Origin of the sequence: Serratia sp. CY76391 (assembly GCF_052166695.1) — a bacterium.
Taxonomy (GTDB): domain Bacteria; phylum Pseudomonadota; class Gammaproteobacteria; order Enterobacterales; family Enterobacteriaceae; genus Serratia; species Serratia nematodiphila.
In genome coordinates, this window is record NZ_JBJNOJ010000001.1 from 926149 (window position 1) to 947398 (window position 21250).

A 21250-nucleotide genomic window follows, 5' to 3' on the forward strand; every position below is an offset into this window, starting at 1 on the left:
CATTATTATGACAACCGTTAAACTCATACCCGCGACGCGTCAGGCCTGACGTTTGTCACTGTGCTGATTTCTTCATTCGCTGCGCCGAAACGCATCAAGCCGTCATGCTCACATTCGTTCAGGCTAATGCCATTGGTAACATCTCATTAACCCAGGAGACGCCGATGGCACTTTCTGCGCATATCACCGCTTTGCGGGCGATCGATTCTCATACCGGTGGAGAGCCGACCCGCCTGATCGTGGAAGGTTTTCCCGATCTCGGCGAGGGTAGCATGGCGGAACGGCGGGCGCGTTTCGCACAACATTATGACGATTGGCGCTGCGCGGTGATGCTCGAACCGCGTGGCAATGACGTGCTGGTGGGGGCGTTGCTGTGCCGCCCCTGCTCGCCACAGGCCACCGCCGGGGTGATCTTCTTTAACAACAGCGGCTATCTGGGCATGTGCGGGCACGGCACTATCGGGCTGATCGCCTCGCTGGCTCATCTGGGGCGCATCCACGCCGGGCGCCACCTGATCGAGACCCCGGTCGGCCCGGTAAGCGCCACGCTGCATGATGACGGCAGCGTCACGGTGGAGAACGTGGCGGCTTATCGCTATCGCCGCCAGGTGCGGCTTGAGGTTGCCGGTCACGGGCCGGTGACGGGTGACATCGCCTGGGGGGGCAACTGGTTCTTCCTGATCGGCGAGTCACCGTTGCCCATCGATAAACACAATCTGGAGGCCTTGACCGCGTTCACCTGGGCGGTGCGGCAAACGTTGGAACAGGCGGGCATCCGCGGTGAAGACGGCGGAGCGATAGACCATATCGAACTGTTCGGTGACGATCCGCAGGCCGACAGCCGCAGCTTCGTGCTGTGCCCCGGCAAAGCCTATGATCGTTCTCCGTGCGGTACAGGCACCAGCGCCAAACTGGCGTGTCTGGCGGCGGACGGCAAACTGCCGCCGGACACGCAGTGGCGGCAGGCCAGCGTGATCGGCAGTGAATTCCAGGCCTATTATCGTTGGAACGGCGATCGCATTGCCCCCTTTATTCGCGGGCAGGCCTATGTGTGCGCCGATAGTCAACTGCTGCTCGACGAACGCGATCCCTTCGTCTGGGGGATACGCTGATGGGCGCCGAGCGGGGAGCCGATGTCATCGTGGTCGGTGCCGGTATCATCGGCGCCGCTTGCGCCTGGCGGCTGGCGCGGGAAGGGTATCGTGTCTCGGTGGTGGACGATCGCCGCGCCGGCGCCACCGCCGCCGGTATGGGGCATCTGGTTTGCATGGACGATAATCCTGCCGAGCTGACGTTGAGCGCTTATTCGCTGCGGTTGTGGCGCGAAGTGACGGGGCGCATGCCGGAAGCCTGCGCCTGGCGTGGCTGCGGTACGCTGTGGTTGGCGGATCAAGCGGATGAAATGGCCATCGCCGAGCAAAAGCGGGCGCGGCTGGCGGAGCAGGGCGTGGCCGCGGAACTGCTGACGGCAGAGCAGATCGCCGTCATGGAGCCGATGCTGCGGCACGGCCTGGCCGGCGGACTGCGGGTGCCGGGCGACGGCATTCTGTATGCGCCGCTCGCGGCTCGCTGGCTGTTGGCCGACGGTGGTGCGGCAATTGACGTGGTGCATGGTGAAGCGACAGCGTTGGAAGAGGAAGCCGTGCGGCTGGCGGACGGCAGGCGTCTGGCCGCGCCGGTGGTGGTCCTGGCCTGCGGCCTTAGGGCCAATAGCCTATTACCACCGACTTTGCTTCACGCCAAGAAGGGCCAGCTGGCGATCACCGATCGCTACCCGCCGCGGGTGCGGCATCAACTGGTGGAGCTGGGGTATGGCGCCAGCGCGCATGCCGGTAACGGCACGTCGGTGGCTTTCAATGTGCAGGCGCGGCCCACCGGACAATGGCTGATCGGCTCTTCCCGCCAGTTCGACGCCGTCGATTCGGCGTTGGACATGCCGCTGTTGGCGGCAATGCTTACGCGTGCGCAGCATTTCTTGCCCGCACTGGCGCAGATGAACATCATTCGCTGCTGGACCGGGTTGCGCGCCGCCTCTGCCGACGGGCTGCCGCTGTTGGGCGTGCATCCGCGGCATTCCTGGCTGTGGCTGGCGCTGGGGCATGAGGGATTGGGCGTCACGACTGCGTTCGGCAGCGCTGCGCTGATCACTGCACAGATTGGCCGGCAAACGCCGGAGATTGACGATTCCCCGTATTTGGCTGCGCGGGCGTTTGCCGCCGAGGAGTTGCCTGTATGAATGAAAGACAAAATACGATCGCGTTGAGCATCGATGGAGAACACCGGCGGGTGCCGGTTGGTCTCAGCGTTGCTGCGGCGCTCAGCCTGTGCGGCGACGATCGTTGTCGGTTATCTGTTTCACACCAACCGCGTGCTCCCTTTTGTGGCATGGGAGTTTGTCAGGAGTGCCGGGTGACCATTAACGGCCTGCGTCGCCTGGCGTGCCAAACGCTGTGCCAAGCCGGCATGCGTATAGAGAGGAACGATGATGAGTAACTTCAGTTGTGAGGTGCTGATCGTCGGTGCCGGGCCGGCCGGCATGGCGGCTGCGCTGGCCGCTGCGGAAAGTGGTGGCCAGGTGCGAATGATTGATGATAATCCGCATCCCGGCGGGCAAATCTGGCGCGACGGGATGCAGGTGGCTTTACCTGAAACGGCGAACCGCTATCGGCAGGCGGTGGCGACGCGGGAAAATATTGCGCTGCAGTCTGGCTGCAAGCTGGTGGCGCAGTGTGGTGCTAACCGATTGGCATATGAAGACGCCGAGGGCTGCGGCGTGATTCGCTATCAAAAGCTGATTTTATGCAATGGCGCGCGTGAATTGTTGTTGCCGTTTCCCGGTTGGACGTTGCCGGGGGTGACCGGCGCCGGTGGTCTACAGGCGCAAATCAAGCAGGGGTTGGCGATCCGCGGCGAGCGAGTGGTGATCGCCGGCAGTGGTCCGCTGCTGTTGGCGGTGGCCGACAGCGTGAAACAGGCCGGCGGAGAGGTGGTCATGTTGGCGGAGCAGGCGCCGCTTTGGCGGTTGGCGGCGTTTGCCGGCGGCCTGTGGCGCTGGCCGGCCAAGCTGCGTCAGGCGTTTTCTCTGATGCCGCATCGTTACCGTGCCGGTAGCCGGGTGCAGGCGGCGTTGGGGCAAACACGTTTAACCTCGGTGCGTGTCAATAACGGCGGGCAGGAAAGAACGATCGCCTGTGACAGGTTGGCCTGCGGTTTTGGTCTGGTGGCGAACATTGAGCTGGCGATGCTGTTGGGGTGTCGGATAGAACATGACGCCGTAGCGGTGAATCATTGGCAGCAAACCAGCCAGGTGCAAATTTTTGCTGCCGGGGAGTGTACCGGCATCGGCGGCAGTGAATTGGCGCTCACTGAAGGCGCCATTGCCGGCTATGCTGCCACCGGGCAGCGGGAAAAGGCAGAGCGCCTGGCGGCGCAGCGGCGGCGGTGGCGGCGTTTCGCCACTGCGGCGGCAAGTGCCTTCGCACTCGATGAGCGCTTGAATTCGCTGGCCAATCCGCAAACGTTACTGTGCCGCTGCGAAGACGTTACGTTGGAACAGGTACGCCATCAGCCGGATTGGAACACGGCTAAGATGAGCAGCCGCTGTGGTATGGGTGCATGCCAGGGTAAAGTCTGCGCAACGGCGGCGAGGCAGCTTTTGGGCTGGCCTTTGCCGTCGCCGCGTGTGCCTTTAACACCGGTCAGGACGGAAACGCTGGTTGCGCTGGGGCTGAACCGATGTGATGACGATGGTTGAATGGGTTAGCGGCATCTCGCCCCAGGCAAACGCCGCCACATTACCATTGCGGCCAATAGTAGGTTTTCTCCCGCCAGCCTTTGCCGTACATACAGGCTTCGATGGTGGCGTCTCGGGCGGACTGATTGCGATCGGTCTGCACTGTTTTAATCGACGGCTCCTTGTCGTAGCGGTATCCCGATGGACAGTCTTTCTTATTCTTCTCGCAAGGAATGTATTTGTTTTCGTAGCTGAACTCCACGTCCCGCACCACGTCCGGGGGGAAGCGATCGTATCCACGGCTGCGGCATTCGGCATATTCGGCATTCCGGGTACTCTCAACCGCGCCAGGCCTTTCCCATTGGGTGCAGGCGGTCAACATCAATAACGGCAAAACAATCAAACAACGGCAATTCTTCATGGTGTCCCTAACTCTTTCTCTATCCTGAGGCTCGCAGCCTGGGAATGTTCCTAACTGACGAGGTAGGAAAGTGTAATAAACTGGCGGAATAATTGGAAATGATAATGGTTATTGTTTAGGTGTGATTGAGGAAGTGCCGCGTTGAGAGAGGATGTGGCGCATTGAGGGCAGTCTGTAAGGAGCCGCGACCTCACGGCGAGGGCTGGTCGATGTGGTATTAATTTTATTCATTCTCTTTATGCCGCAATGATCCGATCGCAATTGCATCGTTTTGATAAGGAAAATAATATGCAAGCTAAGTATTTTCTTATCCGGTATGACTATTATTTTTATTTAGGATATTTACCCATGCCAAGGATTTAATGCTCAGTATTAATACCTTATTTTTTTATTTCTGTTTTTTTATTGGGGTTTTATTTTCAGGTTTTTTCTGTGGAAGAATTTTTAGTTACAGGGAATTCATTTGCATTTTAAATTTGGATTTTTTAAATTCATTTTAGAGGAAGGATAACCGTACGCGACAGAGTCAAAAAAGGAGTTTATTTTGTCTGGGATAAAGAAAACGCCTGAAAGTCATGACGGTTTACCTTCACCATCAGAGGATTATGATACTTTTAAGCACCTCTCCGATGTTGGCGCCGTGTTGGGATATGGGCGAACCCGCTTTTATCAGTGGTGCCGTGGGCGCGGATTTCTAACCCCGATGAACGTTCCGTCCCATGAAATGATCAGCCTGGGATATATGGTGGCGGTGTTATCAGAGACCGGTCATACCCGGGTTTATGTCACGCAGGATGGTTTCAGTTACGTCAGTGGTGCTTTTGCAGCAGATATCCAACGTGGCATGATCAAGTTTTAAATCTGCAAGAATCGCCTTTATTTCAATGGCTTTAATGCAGAATCTTCTTATCCCTGCAGGTTCGTGAGAGTAGTGGGAAGTTATCCGATTTTTTCGTCTCTGCGGTATGAAGGCTACTGGAGACAGCTATTCTCTTGCTACGATAAGCATTATTTTCTTCAGGAGCCAAGGATGAAGCATTACGCCGCGTTGTTATTTGCCTCTGCACTGCTGACGGGGTGTGCGACTCAAGCCGTACCGCCGCAACAGGCTGAGTTGCCCCCCCCAAGCCGTCTGATGCTCTATCAGAATATCCCGGATACGCCTTACGCTACGGTGGTCGTGGTGCGCGACAGCGGAATGCTGGCGGGCAGCTGCCGCACTGGCGTCTATGTGAATGGGGAGTTTGCCGCTTCACTCGAGGCAAAAGAAAAAGCAGAGTTTCGCGTGCCGCCAGGCAATATTTCGGTCAGTATCGGGCAAGATATGATCGAGAACTCTCTATGTATTTGGCGTGAAACCAGCGGCAGCGTGCCGATGACGCTGCGCGCCGGTGAAAGCCGCTATCTGCGCATCGCCGGCGATCGGCAGCGAGGCTTCGTGTTGCAGGCAGGGCGGCCGTAACAGCCCAGGCAAGGGCGTTAATGCCCTTGCCACCATCCCCACAGCGTAATTAATAGCCACGCCGCCGCAATCCAGCACAATACCGCCGCACCCAGCGCTAACGACAGCCGCAGACTGTTAATCAGGAAATACAGCGAAATCAAATATACCAGGTAGGGCAATACCGCCCACATGCCGAAAATCAGCGTTGTTTTCAGTGCCGCAATTGAACGTTCGCTGCCGACAATGTAATGCGCAATGAGGGCGAAAGTGGGAAAGAGCGGGACTAAACCGGCGATATAATAGTTGCGCGTTTTGGCCAACAGGCCGATTAGAACCACGACCAGCGCGCCGATCAGCGCTTTGACAAGGATGCCCATAACGGTCTCGGGTGTGGGGGAGAAAGTCAACACACTGCCCGAAAGCACGTGCAAGATCAATGGGGTGTGGCGTAGCGTGGTGAAAAGCAGACCCACAAGAAGTGCGGGTCTGGGGCGCAACGCTTACTGACGGTAAGCGTGCTTGATTTGCTGAATGCTGTTCTTGAAGATTTCTGCCTGAGTCGGATCTTCAATCTGCGCGATGAAACGTTCCATGTTGATGATGACTTTCCCGGCGTCGGCCTGGCCGATCGACTTCAAGATCAGCGTCAGCGTAGCTTTGAGGCAGGCAACCTCGGTCGCCAAGATTTCCGGGTTTGCAGACGTAGTGAAATCAACGTTGCTCATTTTCTCTCCTGATTTTTTGAGGCCGTAGCCTGATACAAGCTGCTTTGGCGCACCGCGCGCGGGCTAAAAAGTAGCCCCGGGCGCGGTGGCGAATTTAACTGGGCGCGGAGTATAGCATAGCATGAGTCTGTCATCTGCACCGGGCTTGCTCAGGTCTCGCGGGTGGGCAACGTTCGCTCATTACCTGTCTGAATCATCTACTCTCGGCAAGTTATTTCGAGGTGGTTAACAAGTATTTTTCCGGTACGTTATTGTTGAACAATCGGGGTTATTATAATTATTGGGGGCGGAGGCGCCGATTTTACCGGCGTTTGCCGGGAATAATAGTTTCGACCGAGGGTTGCCGGACCCACGTTGGCCGCAGATTTTGTTACGCCTTTAAATATCAAATGATTACAAACAGCCAACAGCCGTGTTAATATTATTCATGTCGTGATTGCTTACACAGATTTCTCCCTCGCGGCATGATTGTCGCGCTATCCTGTGTCAGACACAGCGCGACGAAATTATTTTCGTCGCCCGACCTTTTCCGACGTGACGATTTATCGGCGGCATAGACGGCTAAAATTGAAAAATCAGCTCTGCTCCGCAAAGTTATTCGGAAGTATGTATTAATCTGTGTTCATTCTTGTCTGAAAAACAAGTAATATCTCTGGCGAAAACAGAGGCCGATTGCGTTACTCCCTTTTTTTGGAGATTTTTCCTTGATTAGCGTTCTTCTTGTTGATGACCACGAACTGGTGCGCGCAGGGATACGACGCATTCTTGAAGATATCAAAGGTATAAAAGTTGTCGGTGAGGCTCAGTGCGGTGAAGACGCCGTAAAATGGTGCCGTGGCAACGCTGTCGATATCGTGCTGATGGACATGAATATGCCGGGCATTGGCGGGCTGGAAGCCACGCGCAAGATTGTGCGTTATGCACCCGACGTCAAAGTCATCATGTTGACCATCCATACTGAAAACCCTTTGCCCGCGAAGGTGATGCAGGCGGGTGCCGCCGGTTACCTGAGCAAGGGCGCCGCGCCGCAGGAAGTGATTAACGCCTTGCGTTCCGTGCATGCGGGGCAGCGCTATATCGCGTCTGATATCGCACAGCAGATGGCCCTGAGTCAGTTGGAACCGCAGGCTGAAACGCCGTTCAGCTGCTTGTCTGAACGCGAGTTACAGATCATGTTGATGATCACCAAAGGCAAAAAAGTGAATGAGATCTCGGAGCAACTGAGTCTCAGCCCGAAAACGGTGAACAGCTACCGTTACCGCATGTTCAGCAAACTGAATATCAGCGGCGACGTCGAATTGACTCACCTGGCCATCCGACATGGATTGTTCAATGCGGAGACGTTGTTAAGCAGTGAATGACCGTTTTGATGCCAAAGCCTTCCTGAGTACCGTCACCAGCCAGCCCGGCGTCTACCGTATGTATGACGCCACGGGTACGGTGATCTACGTCGGTAAAGCCAAAGACCTGAAAAAGCGTCTCGCCAGCTATTTTCGGCAGCAGGTCAGCAGCCGTAAAACCGAGACGCTGGTTAAAAATATCGCGCAAATAGACGTAACGGTTACCCACACCGAGACAGAAGCGCTGCTGTTGGAACATAACTACATTAAATTGTACCAACCGCGATATAATGTTCTTTTGCGAGACGATAAATCTTACCCGCTGATTTTTCTCAGTGCGGATACCCATCCCCGTTTGGCGGTGCATCGCGGCGCCAAACACGCCAAAGGCGAATATTTCGGGCCTTTCCCCAACTCTTACGCCGTGCGCGAGACGCTGGCGCTGCTGCAGAAGCTGTTCCCAATCCGCCAGTGCGAAAACAGCGTGTATCGCAACCGTTCGCGTCCGTGCCTGCAGTATCAGATCGGCCGCTGTCTGGGGCCTTGTGTTGCCGGGCTGGTGAGCGAAGAAGAGTACCGGCAGCAGGTGGACTACGTGCGGCTGTTTCTTTCTGGCAAAGATCAGCAGGTATTGCACCAGCTGATTGAGCGTATGGAAGAAGCCAGCAAACTGCTTAATTTCGAAGAGGCGGCGCGCATTCGCGATCAAATTCAGGCCGTGCGCCGCGTCACCGAACGGCAGTTCGTGTCGGGCGACAGCGACGATCTGGACGTGATCGGCGTGGCGTTCGATGCCGGTATGGCGTGCCTGCACGTGCTGTTCATCCGTCAGGGCAAGGTGCTGGGCAGCCGCAGCTATTTCCCTAAGGTGCCGGGCGGCACGGATATGGGCGAGGTGGTGCAGACCTTTGTCGGCCAGTTCTATCTGCAAGGCAGCCAGGCGCGTACGCTGCCCGGCGAGATCCTGCTGGATTTCAGCCTGCCGGAAAAAGACCTGCTTGCGGAATCGCTCTCCGAGTTGGCGGGGCGCAAGATCCAAATTCAAAGCAAACCGCGCGGCGATCGCGCCCGTTATCTGAAACTGGCGCGCACCAACGCGGCAACGGCGTTGACCACCAAGCTGTCGCAACAGTCGACGATCCATCAGCGGTTGGCGGAGTTGGCCAAAGTGCTGAACCTGACGGAAATCAACCGTATGGAGTGCTTCGATATCAGCCATACCATGGGTGAGCAGACCGTGGCTTCGTGCGTGGTGTTCGACGGAAACGGCCCCGTGCGAGCGGAGTATCGGCGTTACAATATCAGCGGCATCACTCCTGGCGATGACTACGCGGCGATGACGCAGGTGCTGAAGCGCCGTTACGGCAAAGCGTTGGAAGAGAAAAAGATCCCGGATGTCATCTTCATCGACGGCGGTAAAGGGCAGCTCGGCATGGCGATCGACGTATTCAAATCGCTGAATGTTACCTGGGACAAGAATAAGCCGCTGCTGATCGGCATCGCCAAAGGCGCCGACCGCAAGGCAGGGTTAGAAACGTTGTTCTTCGTGCCGGAAGGTGAAGGGATTTCTCTGCCGCCGGATTCGCCGGCGCTGCATGTGATCCAACACATCCGCGACGATTCGCACAATCATGCCATTACCGGTCACCGGCAGAGAAGGGCGAAAGTCAGGAATACCAGCGCATTGGAGCTGATTGAAGGCGTAGGGCCGAAACGGCGCCAGGTGCTGTTGAAGTATATGGGCGGACTGCAACCTTTGTTGAACGCCAGCGTGGAGGAAATTGCAAAAGTGCCGGGTATTTCACAAGCATTGGCAGAAAAGATCTACAATGCATTGAAACACTGAGGGCAATGTAGCAACATACTCTTAATTTCCACTCTAGCCAGATAGTTACCGTAGCATTATGCAATTGAATATACCGACTTGGCTTACCCTGTTTCGCGTAGTTCTGATCCCATTCTTTGTGCTGGCGTTTTATTTGCCGTTCAACTGGGCTCCGATGGTTTGCGCCGTTATCTTTGTGTTTGCCGCCGTCACCGACTGGTTTGACGGCTTCCTGGCACGTCGCTGGAAACAAACGACGCGCTTTGGGGCGTTTTTGGATCCGGTCGCGGACAAAGTGATGGTGGCGGTGGCGCTGGTGCTGGTGGCTGAGCACTACCACAGCTGGTGGATCACGCTGCCGGCGGCCACCATGATCGCCCGTGAAATCATCATTTCGTCGCTGCGCGAGTGGATGGCGGAAATTGGCAAACGCAGCAGCGTGGCGGTGTCCTGGATCGGCAAAGTGAAAACCATGGCGCAGATGATGTCGCTGGTGGGCTTGCTGTGGCGGCCGGATCGTTCCGTAGAGTATGTGGCGATTGGCTTGTTGTATATCGCGGCGGTGCTGACTTTCTGGTCTATGTTCCAATATTTGAACGCGGCGCGCAACGATTTGCTGGAACCGTGATCGATACGCTGCAAAAATCGGCAAACGATCGTGGTGTGCCAACAATTTTATTGACTCATCACGTCAGGTAAGTAGAATGCATCGCATCAGACGACAACGATGAATTGCCGAAAGATAGCAAAGAAATCAGTCAGTTCTGGTAATGCGGGAATAGCTCAGTTGGTAGAGCGCAACCTTGCCAAGGTTGAGGTCGCGAGTTCGAGCCTCGTTTCCCGCTCCAAACATTAGCCTGTTGAATCTTCGTGATTCGGCAGGTAAGAAAAAGGGGCTTCGGCCCCTTTTCGTTTTCTATTCCTTTGCCGTCCGGCGAAATCTTTCTTCATCTTCCTGCATCGACTATTTTCCCTATATCTCCTGCCATTTCATACCGCAGGATGCCTCCTGAAAACAGGCACATTTGATTGGACATCGTGTCGATGCTCTTGGGGTATTGATGCCGACCCATCGTGCGGCGTACAACCCGATGTGAGTCTCCAGCTCTGCAGTTGCGTTGGTCGTTCAGGGCGGCGGCATTGAAGATTGTGCGATGTCTCCATGATGATGCTTTGCCCGGTACCCCAATAAGCAAATGAAAAGCCGGGGAGGGCACGGGTAAGCGATTCCTGTCGAGAAAAAAGATCCGATTTGCCCGTGAATCCCTAAGCCGATGCATATAAAATCAACATTCCGCTTGCCTTTCCGTTGGCATTGTGAACAGTGCGCCCACAAAATAAGCAGTTGAAAGCGTTAGAGAACTTTTTGCTATTTCGGGGGGTTGCCAAGGTGTGGGGTTTAGTCCATAATGCAGTCCATCGATTCGGCGGTAACGAAATAAATTACTTAAGAATCAGATGATTAAGATGAGCGATTGCAACATCGCGATCGAAAAGAACAAAACGAAGTGGGTGAATCACCGGCTTTGGCCTGAAAAGGCAAACAGAATAAAGGCGCGTTAACAAAGCGGTTATGTAGCGGATTGCAAATCCGTCCAGTCCGGTTCGACTCCGGAACGCGCCTCCAACTTTCCCGAGCCCGGGTGGTGAAATCGGTAGACACAAGGGATTTAAAATCCCTCGGCTTATGGCTGTGCGGGTTCAAGTCCCGCCCCGGGTACCAGGGAATAAAAATACCGAATAATCAAAGCAATAAGTAGTAATGTCGTAGACCGCCGAGAGGCGGTTTTTTTGTGCTTTAAATCACCATTCAGAACATCTTCAGAAGATGCTTTCAGAAGATAAATCCCGAAAGCAGCATACTTATTCATCCTTTCTGATTGCCAACCACTGGCACTATCTTCACTTTGCGATCGTAAATTGCCGTCTGGCTCGCGTTTTTGTGTCCTGAGATCGCCTGTTTATCCGTCAGAGAACCGTCCAGATCAGAAATACCTTTCGCCTTCAGGTCGTGGTATGTGAAGTCGAAATCCATATCGGGATTTGCGGCAATTGCCGCCAGCTTTGCATTGCGCCATTGGGTATTAAATCCATCGCGCGTGTAGCGGTTGCCGTTACGCTGGTGGATCACGTACACGCTGGAAATTCCGTCTTTGATTGGCAACGTGTCGGCCAACGTTATCGCGGAACGTAGTCGGTCTGACCAGGCTTTGATCTGCTTGGCGCCGGTCTTGCCCTGGCGGATAAAGATCCCAGGCTCTAGGATCTGCGAACGACTTAACGCAAGCACGTCAGCCTGCCGGGCGCAGCACAGATAGGCGATCTCCATTGCAACTTTCACAGTATCAGGGGCGACCGCATAGACCGCATCGTATTCGGCGTCGGTGATATAGCGCTCGCGAGACTTCTCCTTAAATTGCCTCACCCCTTTACAGGGATTTCCTTTCACATATCCGCGCTCGTAGCTCCAACCGAATACCCGCGACATGAAGGTTTTTTCGCGGTTAGCCTGGGTTTTACTTTTAAGCCCTCGCTTATCCATGTATTTTCTTATGTGCTCCGGCTTTATGTTGTTCGGATCCATCTTCCCAAATACAGGCATTACCTTTTTTGCATATTTCTGATAATCCTTCTGGGAGTCGAAGGCTAAATCGGTAAATTCAGCAGAGCTTAGGAACCTATCGGCCAAAGTTTTGAACGTTACCTTATCCTCTTTTTGACTGGTGAATTTTTCGTATGCCACCCAGACGGCGGACTGCGTCGCATCAAGAGGGCAGAGCCTTATAGTCCTGCCGTCCGGGTGCTTGAATTCATAGGCGGACCGGCCGCGCGATACTCTAGACGGCATCCAGTTATCCGCGGGGTTTTTGCGCTTGCCGGCCATTTACATCGCCTCGAAGTCTGGTTCTTCCGCCACAGGTTTCGGCGGTTCGTTACGGTATTTTACGGGGTTAAGGAAATGCCCCCATGTTGTTTTTGGGTGACCGTCAGGGCGTTCAATAAAAAATATCCCGGCCCGGCGGAGAGCGTCACACTGTTTAGACTTATAATGGTGACCGGTCAACTCAATCATCTCTTCTTTCGTGATTATGTCGTGATCGTTTCGCATGGTCTTTCCTCGGTTCAATCATCCGGGCGATTGCCTCGTCGGTCACACGACACGCCAGGATAATATCTTGGTCACTGAGCTGCGTTTTCCTTACGCTGGCCGACAGTCGGCCGATTTTGAGATCGAAGTCAGAAAGTAGGCGTGCGCCTGGTTGCCATCGCTGCATTGTGGTTGCCTTGTTGTGAGGTGTCCCACAATGCTAGCGATGGTGACGGCCTATTTCTGATTAGCCTTAATCAACTTTGGCGGCGGCCTGCTGCTGATCTTCACATCTGGCGGTAGGTCGTAGATAACCTCACACCGTCGATCCGTCATGATGGTTCCTACGCGACCATCGGGCAGTGTGATATAGGCGGGGATGCCGCGCCGTTGTGAACGATTTAGCATCTGGTTACCTCACCTGCAGCGATGGCTCGCCGATTTCTATATGCGCGCCTTTGACTTCCACGCCGTTTTCGATTGCCTCCTTGATGGCTTTCTTGTCCGGCGCCACCACCGTTTGCACCGTCACCAGTTCATCCGGTAGCAGGTCGGCGTTGTCGACCACCACGCTGGCGGAGCCTTTGCGCGCCGTGAACGTATTTGCGGTGGTTTTAATGGAGCCCTGGCCGCTGGCCAGCAGGCACGCCAGCACATACTTACGGATCGACTTGGCGCGGTTCTCGAATGACTTTTTACGGTCGGTCAGGCGTTTGATTTCCGCCGCCAGCGTGTCGGCTTGCCCCTCAATATTGCGAACGTGGATAAAAGCGGCGTCCAGTTTGTCGCCGAGTGCGCCTTCGATGCCTTCCAGCGTGTCGGCGATCATTTCCGGCGTCAGATCATCGGAGGTTTCGATCAGCTCCTGAAACTTTGCGTAATCAGCTGCTAATGCAATGGCGTTAATACTCATGATGCTTTCTCCTCGGTCAGTGCGGCGATGCGTTCATCTTTCAGTGCGGTGAGGCGGCGCAGGCGGCCGGCCAGGTATTGGGCAAACTCTTTATCGCCTTTGCCATCGGCGGCCTTGCGATGGGCTTCAATCTCACGGGCGACAGAACCGTGAACCTTGGTTGCTTCATTCGCCGTAACCGCGCCTTTGAGGGTCTCGGCCACTTTCGCCAGATGCTCGTCCAGCTCTTCGCGCATACGGGTTACACCCTCGGCTTTCTCGCTGGCGTTCTTGAGCGCGAATTCCGCGTCGTTCTCCTGGCGGTAGGTCAGATCGTCGTACAGGCCGAGGAAGATATCGGCGGAGAATCCGAGCTGAGACAGCGCTTTTTTAGTGGCATCGGTGAGGGACTTTTTCGGCGCTTCGCCGTCGCTCAAGTACCGGCCGCCCTGCGCTGCGTAGATGTAAGGCGTGCAGCCATAAGAGAGCACTTCGCCAGTCTTTCCGCCGTGCTTGTACCACAGGCGGATTTTCACGGTGTGGTTTACCTCACACAGATAACCGCCGGCGCCGTTTGAAATTATGGACTTGATAAAGCTCCCATCGGCTTGTTTAACGCTCTGCATGAGCGGTGCGCCATTGTCGAAACGCTCTTCGATGATTTCCACACCCCAGCCAGTGCCCTGTGGCCCGAATACTTTGGTGGCCTGCATCACCATGTAGGTGCCGTTGATTGATGTGCCGCCGCCGTTATTGCTGAATTCCTTGGTAAACTTGGCGTCGGTCTTATAAACGCGGTTCCAAATACCGAGGTTGTCGCCATCCTCTGCCGATTGCTCAGCGATAACTTGCTCAACCTGCGCGGCGCGCTGCTGGAAATCATCGGCTTTAAGCTGCTGCGCCAGCGCTTCGGCTCGGTCGGCGTTTTCTTCCACCTGCTGCAGTTGCGGGGATTTCTCCGTCGGTGCGTTGGCGTAAACGCCATAGCCCATCTGATCCAGTTGCTGCTTGGCCTGCGCCGCCGCGGTGTCGGTAACTTGCTGCTGCGCCACTTCCGTTTTTTCACCCTGATTTGAGGCGGCAGATTGCGCCGTGTCTGGATCCGCATGCTGCTGCTCACCGCTGCCGATCAGGCCTTCGATAGAGAAGCGGCCGCCGCCAAGGTTGGCCACCTCGACCGGCTTCTCGTCGCCCTTGCCATAGTTCGCCAGTTCGGCGCATGCAGGGTGACCAGCAAGACGGGATTTCACAAAGTGCAGGCGTTCTGCGTCGTCGCTGATCAGCTTAAGGTTTTTCAGACCGTCGGAAATGATGCCGTGGCGTACATCGGTTTCGACGTTGAGAATGCCGACGATCACACGCAGTGATTTGTCCCAAGCGCGCCAGGCATTATCGCGGTTGGCGATGATCTCTTTGGCGTTCTTCACATCGGCCGCTTTCGCCTCAGCAGGATTAACACCCATGATCGACAGCGCCGTATGCATGCTCAGGGTGTTGTAGTCGGCCGCGCCGCCGATATTGTCGGTGCTGGTGCTGGTGCTGGTGCTGGTGCTGGTGCTGGTGCTGGTGCTGGTGCTGGTGCTGGTGCTGTTCTGCGTGAGATTTTCGCGATCGTCAGGCTTGTCGACCCAGGCCTGCGCGAATGCGATGGTGGCCTCTTCGGTCGGCATGGCAGTAGTGTTCTGGAACAGTGCTGAAACCAATTTGTAGACGGATGCGGGGTACATGGCGCCGACAGCGGGAACTGATACAAGCCCGTCGATCACCGCGCGCATGCCGGTATCATCTGGCGTTTCCTCGTCATTGAGCAAATCCACAACAAGCGATAACTGGCTATCATCGATCTCGGCATCACCGTACATCACAACGGCGGCGATCCGAACGTTGGCAGGCTGCGCCATCAGGTCGATAGGACCGGCCGGCACTTCCGGCTCTGGCTCTTTTGGCGTCCACGCGCTGCCGTCGAATACGTTCTCAGCGGCAAACTTTTCATCGAACTGACCGACGGCCGGGCGAGGGTGGCCGGTCTGATCTTCGACAGTTTTCGGATTGAAGAAGTTGTCGCCGCCCTCCGGGTAGGCTTCGTACAGTTTGCCGGTGGCGATGCTTTCGGCCGCGCGTTTGTTTGGCGCTTCCAACGCGATCACCAGCGGCACAGCGCCGTTAACCTGGGCCTTTTTCTTAGGCTCAAAAAGTGAAATGTAGATAGGCATTTTGGGTCTTTCCTCTGTTAAAAATCGGCGCTGGTCAGGCGCCGGGTTGGGTTAAAACTTGTCGCGCGCTACGGCTTTCACGTTGTCGCAATACCAGCTATAAAGCTCACGCTGGCGTTGCTGCAGGGTGTCGGGCGTCGCCATCATTGCGGCCATTAACAGGCGGTCGCGGGTGTCGGCAGCGGCGGCGTCGATGTGTGTGAACACCTCGATCGCCTCGTCGGAATAGCCGTGCGTCGCTGCGGCTTCAAATTGGTCGCGCTGCCTAGCCTTATCATGGCGTTGCCACAGCGCCAGCTCAGCGCTCAGATTGTGGTTTTCGATATCCATGGACACACCCTCAGTACGGGAGTTCGTCGGCGTCGGCTGGGCAGTGCTCAATGCATAGCAGCTGCTGAATTTGATCGTCGATCTCGGCAATACGCTTGCTTGTAGAATCGTCCAGCCGTGCTTTTTCCAGCTGCAACGCTTCGACCTGTCTCCCGATGATGTCGATCGGCTCTGGCTGATTAATGTCGACGTGGATTTGGCGAGTTTCAAGCAGCACGTATTCAGGGAACTGCGACATGTCCATGGTGAATACGGAGATTTTTTCTTGTGTGAACTGGCTAACGTTCGCGTGGATGTAGAGCGTGACGGGTATCTGTAGTGCTTTCATAGCAACTCCTGATATACTGGCACTGATCGGTAGTGCCTTGTGGTGGTATCGGTCTTTCCTAACGCCGGGGTGGTTCCCGGCACCCGTTGAAGGTTTGGTCGCCTTCAACCATCTCCCCGGGATGTAAACTCGGGGTAATTGGCCCGCCTAGCGCGGGCTTTTTACTGCCTAAAATTAGGTACCGGTCTTTCCCGGCCGTCAGGACTGGTGAGGCCCGCTGGTCTTTCCTCGGTTAAACACTGGTCAGGTGCTGCAGTCTATTCCTGCTGTCAGATCGTGGCTGGTCAAGCCTATGGTCTTTCCTGATTTATGCGGTGTGAAAAAATTGCCCCGACGCACAGGGCGAAGACTACACACAGCAATGGTTTTTCGGTTGTGGTGGCCAAGAGCAACGCCCCGAAGCCCCCGGCATTCACCACTATCAAAAAGAGCGATCCTCTCCCGCTATTGGCGAACCCTCTCCGGGATTCGGTACTAACGTTCGCCGGATGAGATACAGTTTTGCACGCCCGCGCTCTTTGATAGTGGTGCTCCGTGACGTGGAGCGGACGGGCGATGTTTAAGCCTCACGGGGCATTCTTTAACCGGGATTACGCCGTCAACCGGTTTCACTGCCGTGACAGGGAGGGTTACTTGCCGTTCGCCTTCTCCAAAACACACCGGCTGATGCCGTGCGGCCCGTTTCGAATCAAATTCTTTGCCGTGTATCGCCCGGCCGGCGGAACTGTTTCTGAACAACCGCTGCAGGGTTAGTGCGCTGTTGATGGAATTAGCTTAACCAAAGGTAAGTTATCGGTCAATGCTTTTTACTTGCAAAAAGTTAAGTTGCAAGGCGCATTAATATAACCAACTGAATTATTGACTATTTTTTAGTTGATTTTTTTCTCGTCATTAACAGCTCTTCAAACAGGGCATTAAAGCCATCAACTTTGAGTTCCAAGTCCATTATGTGACGTTCCTTTTCAGATTCAGGAAGAGAATCAAAGAGATCGAGCAGTTTTTTTTGCCTTTCATCAAGCTCTGTTGGCAATTGGTCCGCCGGCAGTGGTGTACTTTCTTTGTCGCCATAGAGTAGCCAGGTAGGCGAGCACCTTAGGACCTTGCTGAGGGTGAATAGGTTTTTTCCTTTCGGTTCAGTATCTCCATTCTCCCACTTAAAAATAGTGACGTGCGAGACCCTCACAGCATCAGCGAGTTTTTGCTGTGACATTTGGAGTTCGGTTCTGCGCGCTCTAATGCGTTCGTTAAGGCTATCGGTTTTCATAGGGGTTAATATAAATTAGATTGACTTAGCATTTGTTAAGTCATAAAGTCCAAATCAAAGTTAATGACAGGAGGTAAGTGTGCACAAAGAAGAAGCTATAAATTTCTTTGGCAGCAAAACCAAGCTAGCCAAAGCCGCGGGAGTCTCCCAAGCATCCGTTTCACGCTGGGGAGACATCATCCCTGAGCGTCGAGCAGCCCGTTTAGCAGAGCTAACCAATGGTGCTCTTAGGTACGACATGACCTTGTACGGTGCTGAGAAGCAATCATCGGAGACAGATTAACCATAACCCCCACCAAAATCTGATTAAGCATAATCAAGTTTTGAGCGACAGGAGACGCGAAGTGGAAAACATCGAGATTCTGAAAGACGAGATTACAGCCTGGGCGGCTGAGCGAGGACAGGAACATGTGGCAATCGAGATCAGCCGGATGTGGTTCCTGTTCGGCGCCGAATCGGAAACGGTTCGCCTTCACCCGATCGAGGATGATTTCGGTCGGGCGGATTGGCGCGCCATCAACAACAACCGTCAGCAGATTTTCCGTTGGCTGCGTGGTGAGTCTAAGGCCGCCCGGGCGAAGGTGCGAGAGCTGGCCGACGCTATGGCCGCGGCGCTGCCGGCTGAACGGCGCGCAAGGTTGGGCGGCGTGTCCGTGCAGTATTTACTGTCGGTGGCCATACGTGAGTTTGCCGCGGCGGTGATCGCCATTTTGCTTGGCGCCTGCGATACCCCTCAACGGATAGCGGGGGCGCTAAACGCTCTGCAAGATACCCAGCGCCTGACCAGCGCGCAGTAACAACCAGATTCTAGGAAAGGCCAATATGCAAACTGATCACATCACATACCGGAATGGCTGGCGTCTTAATGGCGTACCTGCCGACGCCGCAGAGATTAGACCGATTTTCGAAGATCGCCAGGCTGCCGCGCATGCTGTCTGGGAGCAATACGAGCAGCGCAAGGCCGCACTGCGAGAAGAAAACTTATCGCCGGAGCAGTACCAGGACGCGTGCCGCCAGCTTGCAGACTCGCTGGGGATCTGATCATGGTTGCAAAATACTCAGCTATCAAAAAATCGAAGGTTTTAGCAAAGACAGGGGGGCGATGCGCATACTGCGGCGTGTTGCTCAGTAGTGAGTCTTTGACAATCGATCATGTTATCTCAAAGCGTATGGGGGGGGACAATAGCGTTTCAAATCTCCTGGCGTGTTGCCGCCCTTGCAATACAGCCAAGGGAACAAAGACCATGGAACAGTGGCGTCGTTTTTATTCAATCAAATTGGTTACGGGTAAAACTATCTTCGGCCAAGAGCAGGTCGATTATTTATTCAGACATGGGCTTTTCTCTGCCATTGGTGCCTGTGAGTCATTCCAGTTTTATTTCCAAACAGGGGGTGACCAATGAGCCGTTTGCTGATCAACGAAAATCCCTTGCAAGTTTTGCCAACATTAGCATGTGCCATTGGCCTTAATGAGGCCATCGTTTTACAACAGATCCATTACTGGATGAATATCTCCCAAAATATTCATGATGGGCGCCGCTGGGTCTATAACAGTATCCCCAGCTGGCAGGCGCAATTCCCTTTTTGGAGTGGCTCTACAGTTAAACGGGCATTGGCAAATTTAGAAAAAATGCAGATGGTTTACACTGCAAATTACAATAGCGATTCATGGGACAAAACTAAGTGGTATTCAGTTAATTATGAATCACTTGCGGACATGGAAGCAAAGGTATATTCGGTGAGCGATCGATTGGGTCAATTTGAACCGATCGAAGGTATCAAAGTGAGACAAGGAGAAGGTCAAAATGACCCCGACCCTCGGGTCAAAATGGTCTCATCTCCTACAGAGAATACAACAGAGACTACTACAGATATTACTGATGGTGGATCAGCTGGCGCTGATCACTCTAAGCAGCAACAGGCAGATCGGATGGATTATCAAAAAATCCTCAATATCTACCACGCCACGCTACCGGAAATGGCTTCGGTGCAAATCCTGACGGATAGCCGTAAGCGTACGCTGCGCAACTTCTGGAAGAAATTCAAATTCAACGAAACCCGCTGGGAGCTTTACCTGCAGTTCATCGCTGAAAATTGCCGGTGGATGCTGGAAGACCGGCCGAACGGCCGCGGTGGCCAGTGGCGCCGTAAAAACTTTGACTACCTGATCACCGAGCGCTGCTATGTCGCCGTGAAAGAGGGCCGCGCCGATGATCGATAACCTGCCGGCCGCGCCGTACAACATCGACCTGGAGCAGGCCATTCTCGGCAGCCTGATGCACAACACGGAGCACGACAGGGCGGCGGCAGTGTTCGGCTTGCTGAAACCGGAATCGTTCTACCTGGCGGCGCACCGGATAATTTTCACTGAGCTGCGCGCGCTGGTGAACGCCAGCCGACCGACTGACCTGATCACCCTGAGCGACTCGCTCGAGAGCAAGGGTGTGCTGGAACAGGTAGGCGGGTTCGCGTACCTGGCGGAAACCGGCCGTAATACCAGCGTTCCCGCGATGGTCAGCTATGCGCACGCCGTGCGTGAGAAAGCCGTTCTCCGCTACGCGCTGGAGAAGCTTTACGCCTGCGTTGAGCTGGTTGGCGCCAACAACGGCATGGACGCGGCGAACAAGCTGGCCAGCGTGCAGCAGATGATCACCGCCGTATCCGACCATGCGAGAACCGGCAAACGCGGCGGCCTGCGCGCGGCGGGGGAAGTGATCGGCGAATGGGTGGACGAGATGGATCGCCGGTTCCAAGATCCGGACAGCGCCGCCGGCCTGACATTGGGGATCGAGAGTCTCGACCGGCTGATGTACCCGAAACAGGTGCTGCGCGGCGCGCTGGTTGTGGTGGGTGCCCGCCCGAAGATGGGCAAAACCGCACTCTACAACAAAATCAGCGCGCACTTTGCGCTGAACCACCGACTGCCGACGCTCGTTTTCAGCCTGGAAATGACCGACCGGGGGATCATCGAGCGAATGGTCGCACAGGAATCCCGCGTGAAGTCAGAAATTTTCTACGTTGGCGCCCACGACGACAGCGATATGGCGCGCGCCATGGCCAAGGCCACCGAGCTGGCCGAGTCGAATCTGATGATCGACAGCACACCAGGCGTGACGCTGGCGCACATCGTGGCGGAGTGCCGCAAAGTTAAGCGCCAGCGCGGCACGGTGGGGCTGGTGGCGATCGACTATCTGACCCTGATGAAAGCCGAGGAAGCCGAGCGCCGCGATATTGCGTATGGCGATATCACCACAGGCCTGAAGAATCTGGCCAAAGAATTGGATTGCCCGGTGCTGCTGCTGACCCAGCTGAACCGCAAACTCGAAGACCGCGCCGACAAGCGCCCGGTGCCGAGCGACAGTAAAGACACCGGCCAGATCGAGCAGGATTGCGACGTGTGGATCGGCCTGTACCGCGACGCCGTATACACCAAAGGCGCCGACCCGCAGCTGATGGAAGTGATTTTGCGCCTGAACCGCGAGGGCGCTACTGGCACCGCGTATGCGTTGCTGGAAAACGGATATATCCGAGACATAACCGACGAGGAGGCCGCGCGCCGGGCGCAAACCGGGCAAGCGAGAGAGCGGCGTTACGCCGACAAGAACGAAGCGACAAAAAGTTTTTAACCCGCGCCTGACCAGCGTGAT

At 55.2% G+C, this 21250-nt stretch carries 25 protein-coding genes and 3 tRNA genes; 18 read left to right on the plus strand and 10 right to left on the minus strand.

The window, feature by feature from the left end; all coding sequences use genetic code 11:
• Window positions 1-164 precede the first annotated feature (164 nt).
• From ACJ8PN_RS04590 to ACJ8PN_RS04605, 4 genes are read left to right on the plus strand one after another with little or no spacing between them, the layout of a single operon-like run.
• Entirely contained in the window at window positions 165-1112 is a 948-nt protein-coding gene (locus ACJ8PN_RS04590) for a 4-hydroxyproline epimerase (RefSeq protein WP_015377398.1), read from the plus strand.
• Window positions 1112-2236, plus strand: a complete 1125-nt coding sequence (locus ACJ8PN_RS04595; protein WP_442534637.1) for an NAD(P)/FAD-dependent oxidoreductase — start codon at window positions 1112-1114, stop codon at window positions 2234-2236. Before ACJ8PN_RS04590 ends, ACJ8PN_RS04595 begins: the two co-directional genes overlap by 1 nt.
• Window positions 2233-2493 (plus strand): (2Fe-2S)-binding protein, encoded by a 261-nt coding sequence (locus ACJ8PN_RS04600; protein WP_004927966.1) that lies wholly within the window; start codon window positions 2233-2235, stop codon window positions 2491-2493. Before ACJ8PN_RS04595 ends, ACJ8PN_RS04600 begins: the two co-directional genes overlap by 4 nt.
• Complete coding sequence (locus ACJ8PN_RS04605) at window positions 2486-3754, plus strand: FAD-dependent oxidoreductase (RefSeq protein ID WP_442534638.1); 1269 nt, start codon at window positions 2486-2488, stop codon at window positions 3752-3754. The genes ACJ8PN_RS04600 and ACJ8PN_RS04605 overlap by 8 nt, the downstream gene beginning before the upstream one ends.
• A gap of 40 nt (window positions 3755-3794) precedes the next feature.
• On the opposite strand, the gene ACJ8PN_RS04610 is transcribed toward ACJ8PN_RS04605, so the two are convergent.
• Complete coding sequence (locus ACJ8PN_RS04610) at window positions 3795-4154, minus strand: hypothetical protein (protein ID WP_004927961.1); 360 nt, start codon at window positions 4152-4154, stop codon at window positions 3795-3797.
• Window positions 4155-4698: 544 nt separating this feature from the next.
• Between ACJ8PN_RS04610 and ACJ8PN_RS04615 the strand changes: the two genes are divergently transcribed.
• Together ACJ8PN_RS04615 and ACJ8PN_RS04620 are read left to right on the plus strand one after the other, a co-directional pair.
• Window positions 4699-5013, plus strand: a complete 315-nt coding sequence (locus tag ACJ8PN_RS04615) for a hypothetical protein (protein ID WP_033633390.1) — start codon at window positions 4699-4701, stop codon at window positions 5011-5013.
• A 171-nt stretch (window positions 5014-5184) separates the two neighbouring features.
• Entirely contained in the window at window positions 5185-5616 is a 432-nt protein-coding gene (locus ACJ8PN_RS04620) for a hypothetical protein (protein WP_028128013.1), read from the plus strand.
• 17 nt (window positions 5617-5633) lie between these two features.
• On the opposite strand, the gene ACJ8PN_RS04625 is transcribed toward ACJ8PN_RS04620, so the two are convergent.
• Both ACJ8PN_RS04625 and ACJ8PN_RS04630 read right to left on the minus strand, forming a co-directional pair.
• Window positions 5634-5975 carry a GlpM family protein gene (locus tag ACJ8PN_RS04625; protein WP_016928244.1) on the minus strand — a complete coding sequence of 114 codons (342 nt, stop codon included), beginning with the start codon at window positions 5973-5975 and terminating at the stop codon, window positions 5634-5636.
• 123 nt (window positions 5976-6098) lie between these two features.
• Window positions 6099-6323 carry a DUF2594 family protein gene (locus tag ACJ8PN_RS04630; RefSeq protein ID WP_004927950.1) on the minus strand — a complete coding sequence of 75 codons (225 nt, stop codon included), beginning with the start codon at window positions 6321-6323 and terminating at the stop codon, window positions 6099-6101.
• 704 nt (window positions 6324-7027) lie between these two features.
• On the opposite strand from ACJ8PN_RS04630, the gene uvrY reads away from it, so the two are divergent.
• The 6 genes from uvrY (at window position 7028) to ACJ8PN_RS04660 (ending at window position 11211) form a co-directional block, all read left to right on the plus strand.
• Window positions 7028-7684: a UvrY/SirA/GacA family response regulator transcription factor gene (gene uvrY / locus ACJ8PN_RS04635; protein WP_004927947.1), complete on the plus strand. Its 657-nt coding sequence runs from the start codon at window positions 7028-7030 to the stop codon at window positions 7682-7684.
• On the plus strand, window positions 7677-9509 hold the full coding sequence (gene uvrC / locus ACJ8PN_RS04640; protein WP_004927940.1) for an excinuclease ABC subunit UvrC: 1833 nt from the start codon (window positions 7677-7679) through the stop codon (window positions 9507-9509). Before uvrY ends, uvrC begins: the two co-directional genes overlap by 8 nt.
• Window positions 9510-9567: 58 nt before the next feature.
• Complete coding sequence (gene pgsA, locus ACJ8PN_RS04645; protein WP_004927937.1) at window positions 9568-10116, plus strand: CDP-diacylglycerol--glycerol-3-phosphate 3-phosphatidyltransferase; 549 nt, start codon at window positions 9568-9570, stop codon at window positions 10114-10116.
• A gap of 144 nt (window positions 10117-10260) precedes the next feature.
• Window positions 10261-10336: transfer RNA gene (locus tag ACJ8PN_RS04650), tRNA-Gly, on the plus strand.
• A 705-nt stretch (window positions 10337-11041) separates the two neighbouring features.
• Window positions 11042-11115: transfer RNA gene (locus ACJ8PN_RS04655), tRNA-Cys, on the plus strand.
• Between the two features lie 10 nt (window positions 11116-11125).
• Window positions 11126-11211: transfer RNA gene (locus ACJ8PN_RS04660), tRNA-Leu, on the plus strand.
• A gap of 144 nt (window positions 11212-11355) precedes the next feature.
• Here the strand turns inward: ACJ8PN_RS04660 and ACJ8PN_RS04665 are convergent.
• From ACJ8PN_RS04665 to ACJ8PN_RS04695, 7 genes are all read right to left on the minus strand, one after another.
• Window positions 11356-12372, minus strand: coding sequence for a tyrosine-type recombinase/integrase (locus ACJ8PN_RS04665; protein ID WP_442534639.1), 1017 nt, complete (start codon window positions 12370-12372; stop codon window positions 11356-11358).
• Window positions 12373-12597, minus strand: coding sequence for a DUF4224 domain-containing protein (locus ACJ8PN_RS04670; protein WP_060424873.1), 225 nt, complete (start codon window positions 12595-12597; stop codon window positions 12373-12375).
• Between the two features lie 391 nt (window positions 12598-12988).
• Window positions 12989-13489 (minus strand): siphovirus Gp157 family protein, encoded by a 501-nt coding sequence (locus ACJ8PN_RS04675; protein WP_060433343.1) that lies wholly within the window; start codon window positions 13487-13489, stop codon window positions 12989-12991.
• Window positions 13486-15681, minus strand: coding sequence for a hypothetical protein (locus ACJ8PN_RS04680; RefSeq protein WP_442534640.1), 2196 nt, complete (start codon window positions 15679-15681; stop codon window positions 13486-13488). Before ACJ8PN_RS04680 ends, ACJ8PN_RS04675 begins: the two co-directional genes overlap by 4 nt.
• Window positions 15682-15732: 51 nt before the next feature.
• Window positions 15733-16011, minus strand: coding sequence for a hypothetical protein (locus tag ACJ8PN_RS04685; protein ID WP_442534641.1), 279 nt, complete (start codon window positions 16009-16011; stop codon window positions 15733-15735).
• Between the two features lie 10 nt (window positions 16012-16021).
• On the minus strand, window positions 16022-16339 hold the full coding sequence (locus tag ACJ8PN_RS04690) for a hypothetical protein (protein ID WP_442534642.1): 318 nt from the start codon (window positions 16337-16339) through the stop codon (window positions 16022-16024).
• An 862-nt stretch (window positions 16340-17201) separates the two neighbouring features.
• Complete coding sequence (locus ACJ8PN_RS04695) at window positions 17202-17603, minus strand: helix-turn-helix domain-containing protein (RefSeq protein ID WP_261456198.1); 402 nt, start codon at window positions 17601-17603, stop codon at window positions 17202-17204.
• A 79-nt stretch (window positions 17604-17682) separates the two neighbouring features.
• On the opposite strand from ACJ8PN_RS04695, the gene ACJ8PN_RS04700 reads away from it, so the two are divergent.
• From ACJ8PN_RS04700 to ACJ8PN_RS04725, 6 genes are all read left to right on the plus strand, one after another.
• Window positions 17683-17886, plus strand: coding sequence for a Cro/CI family transcriptional regulator (locus tag ACJ8PN_RS04700; RefSeq protein WP_261456199.1), 204 nt, complete (start codon window positions 17683-17685; stop codon window positions 17884-17886).
• Between the two features lie 61 nt (window positions 17887-17947).
• Window positions 17948-18400, plus strand: a complete 453-nt coding sequence (locus tag ACJ8PN_RS04705) for a toxin YdaT family protein (protein ID WP_060424914.1) — start codon at window positions 17948-17950, stop codon at window positions 18398-18400.
• Between the two features lie 25 nt (window positions 18401-18425).
• Window positions 18426-18644, plus strand: a complete 219-nt coding sequence (locus ACJ8PN_RS04710) for a hypothetical protein (RefSeq protein ID WP_060424860.1) — start codon at window positions 18426-18428, stop codon at window positions 18642-18644.
• Between the two features lie 2 nt (window positions 18645-18646).
• Entirely contained in the window at window positions 18647-19006 is a 360-nt protein-coding gene (locus tag ACJ8PN_RS04715) for an HNH endonuclease (protein ID WP_442534643.1), read from the plus strand.
• Window positions 19003-19824 carry a replication protein RepO gene (locus tag ACJ8PN_RS04720; protein WP_442534644.1) on the plus strand — a complete coding sequence of 274 codons (822 nt, stop codon included), beginning with the start codon at window positions 19003-19005 and terminating at the stop codon, window positions 19822-19824. Before ACJ8PN_RS04715 ends, ACJ8PN_RS04720 begins: the two co-directional genes overlap by 4 nt.
• Entirely contained in the window at window positions 19814-21229 is a 1416-nt protein-coding gene (locus ACJ8PN_RS04725) for a DnaB-like helicase C-terminal domain-containing protein (RefSeq protein WP_442534645.1), read from the plus strand. The genes ACJ8PN_RS04720 and ACJ8PN_RS04725 overlap by 11 nt, the downstream gene beginning before the upstream one ends.
• The last annotated feature ends 21 nt before the right edge of the window (window positions 21230-21250 follow it).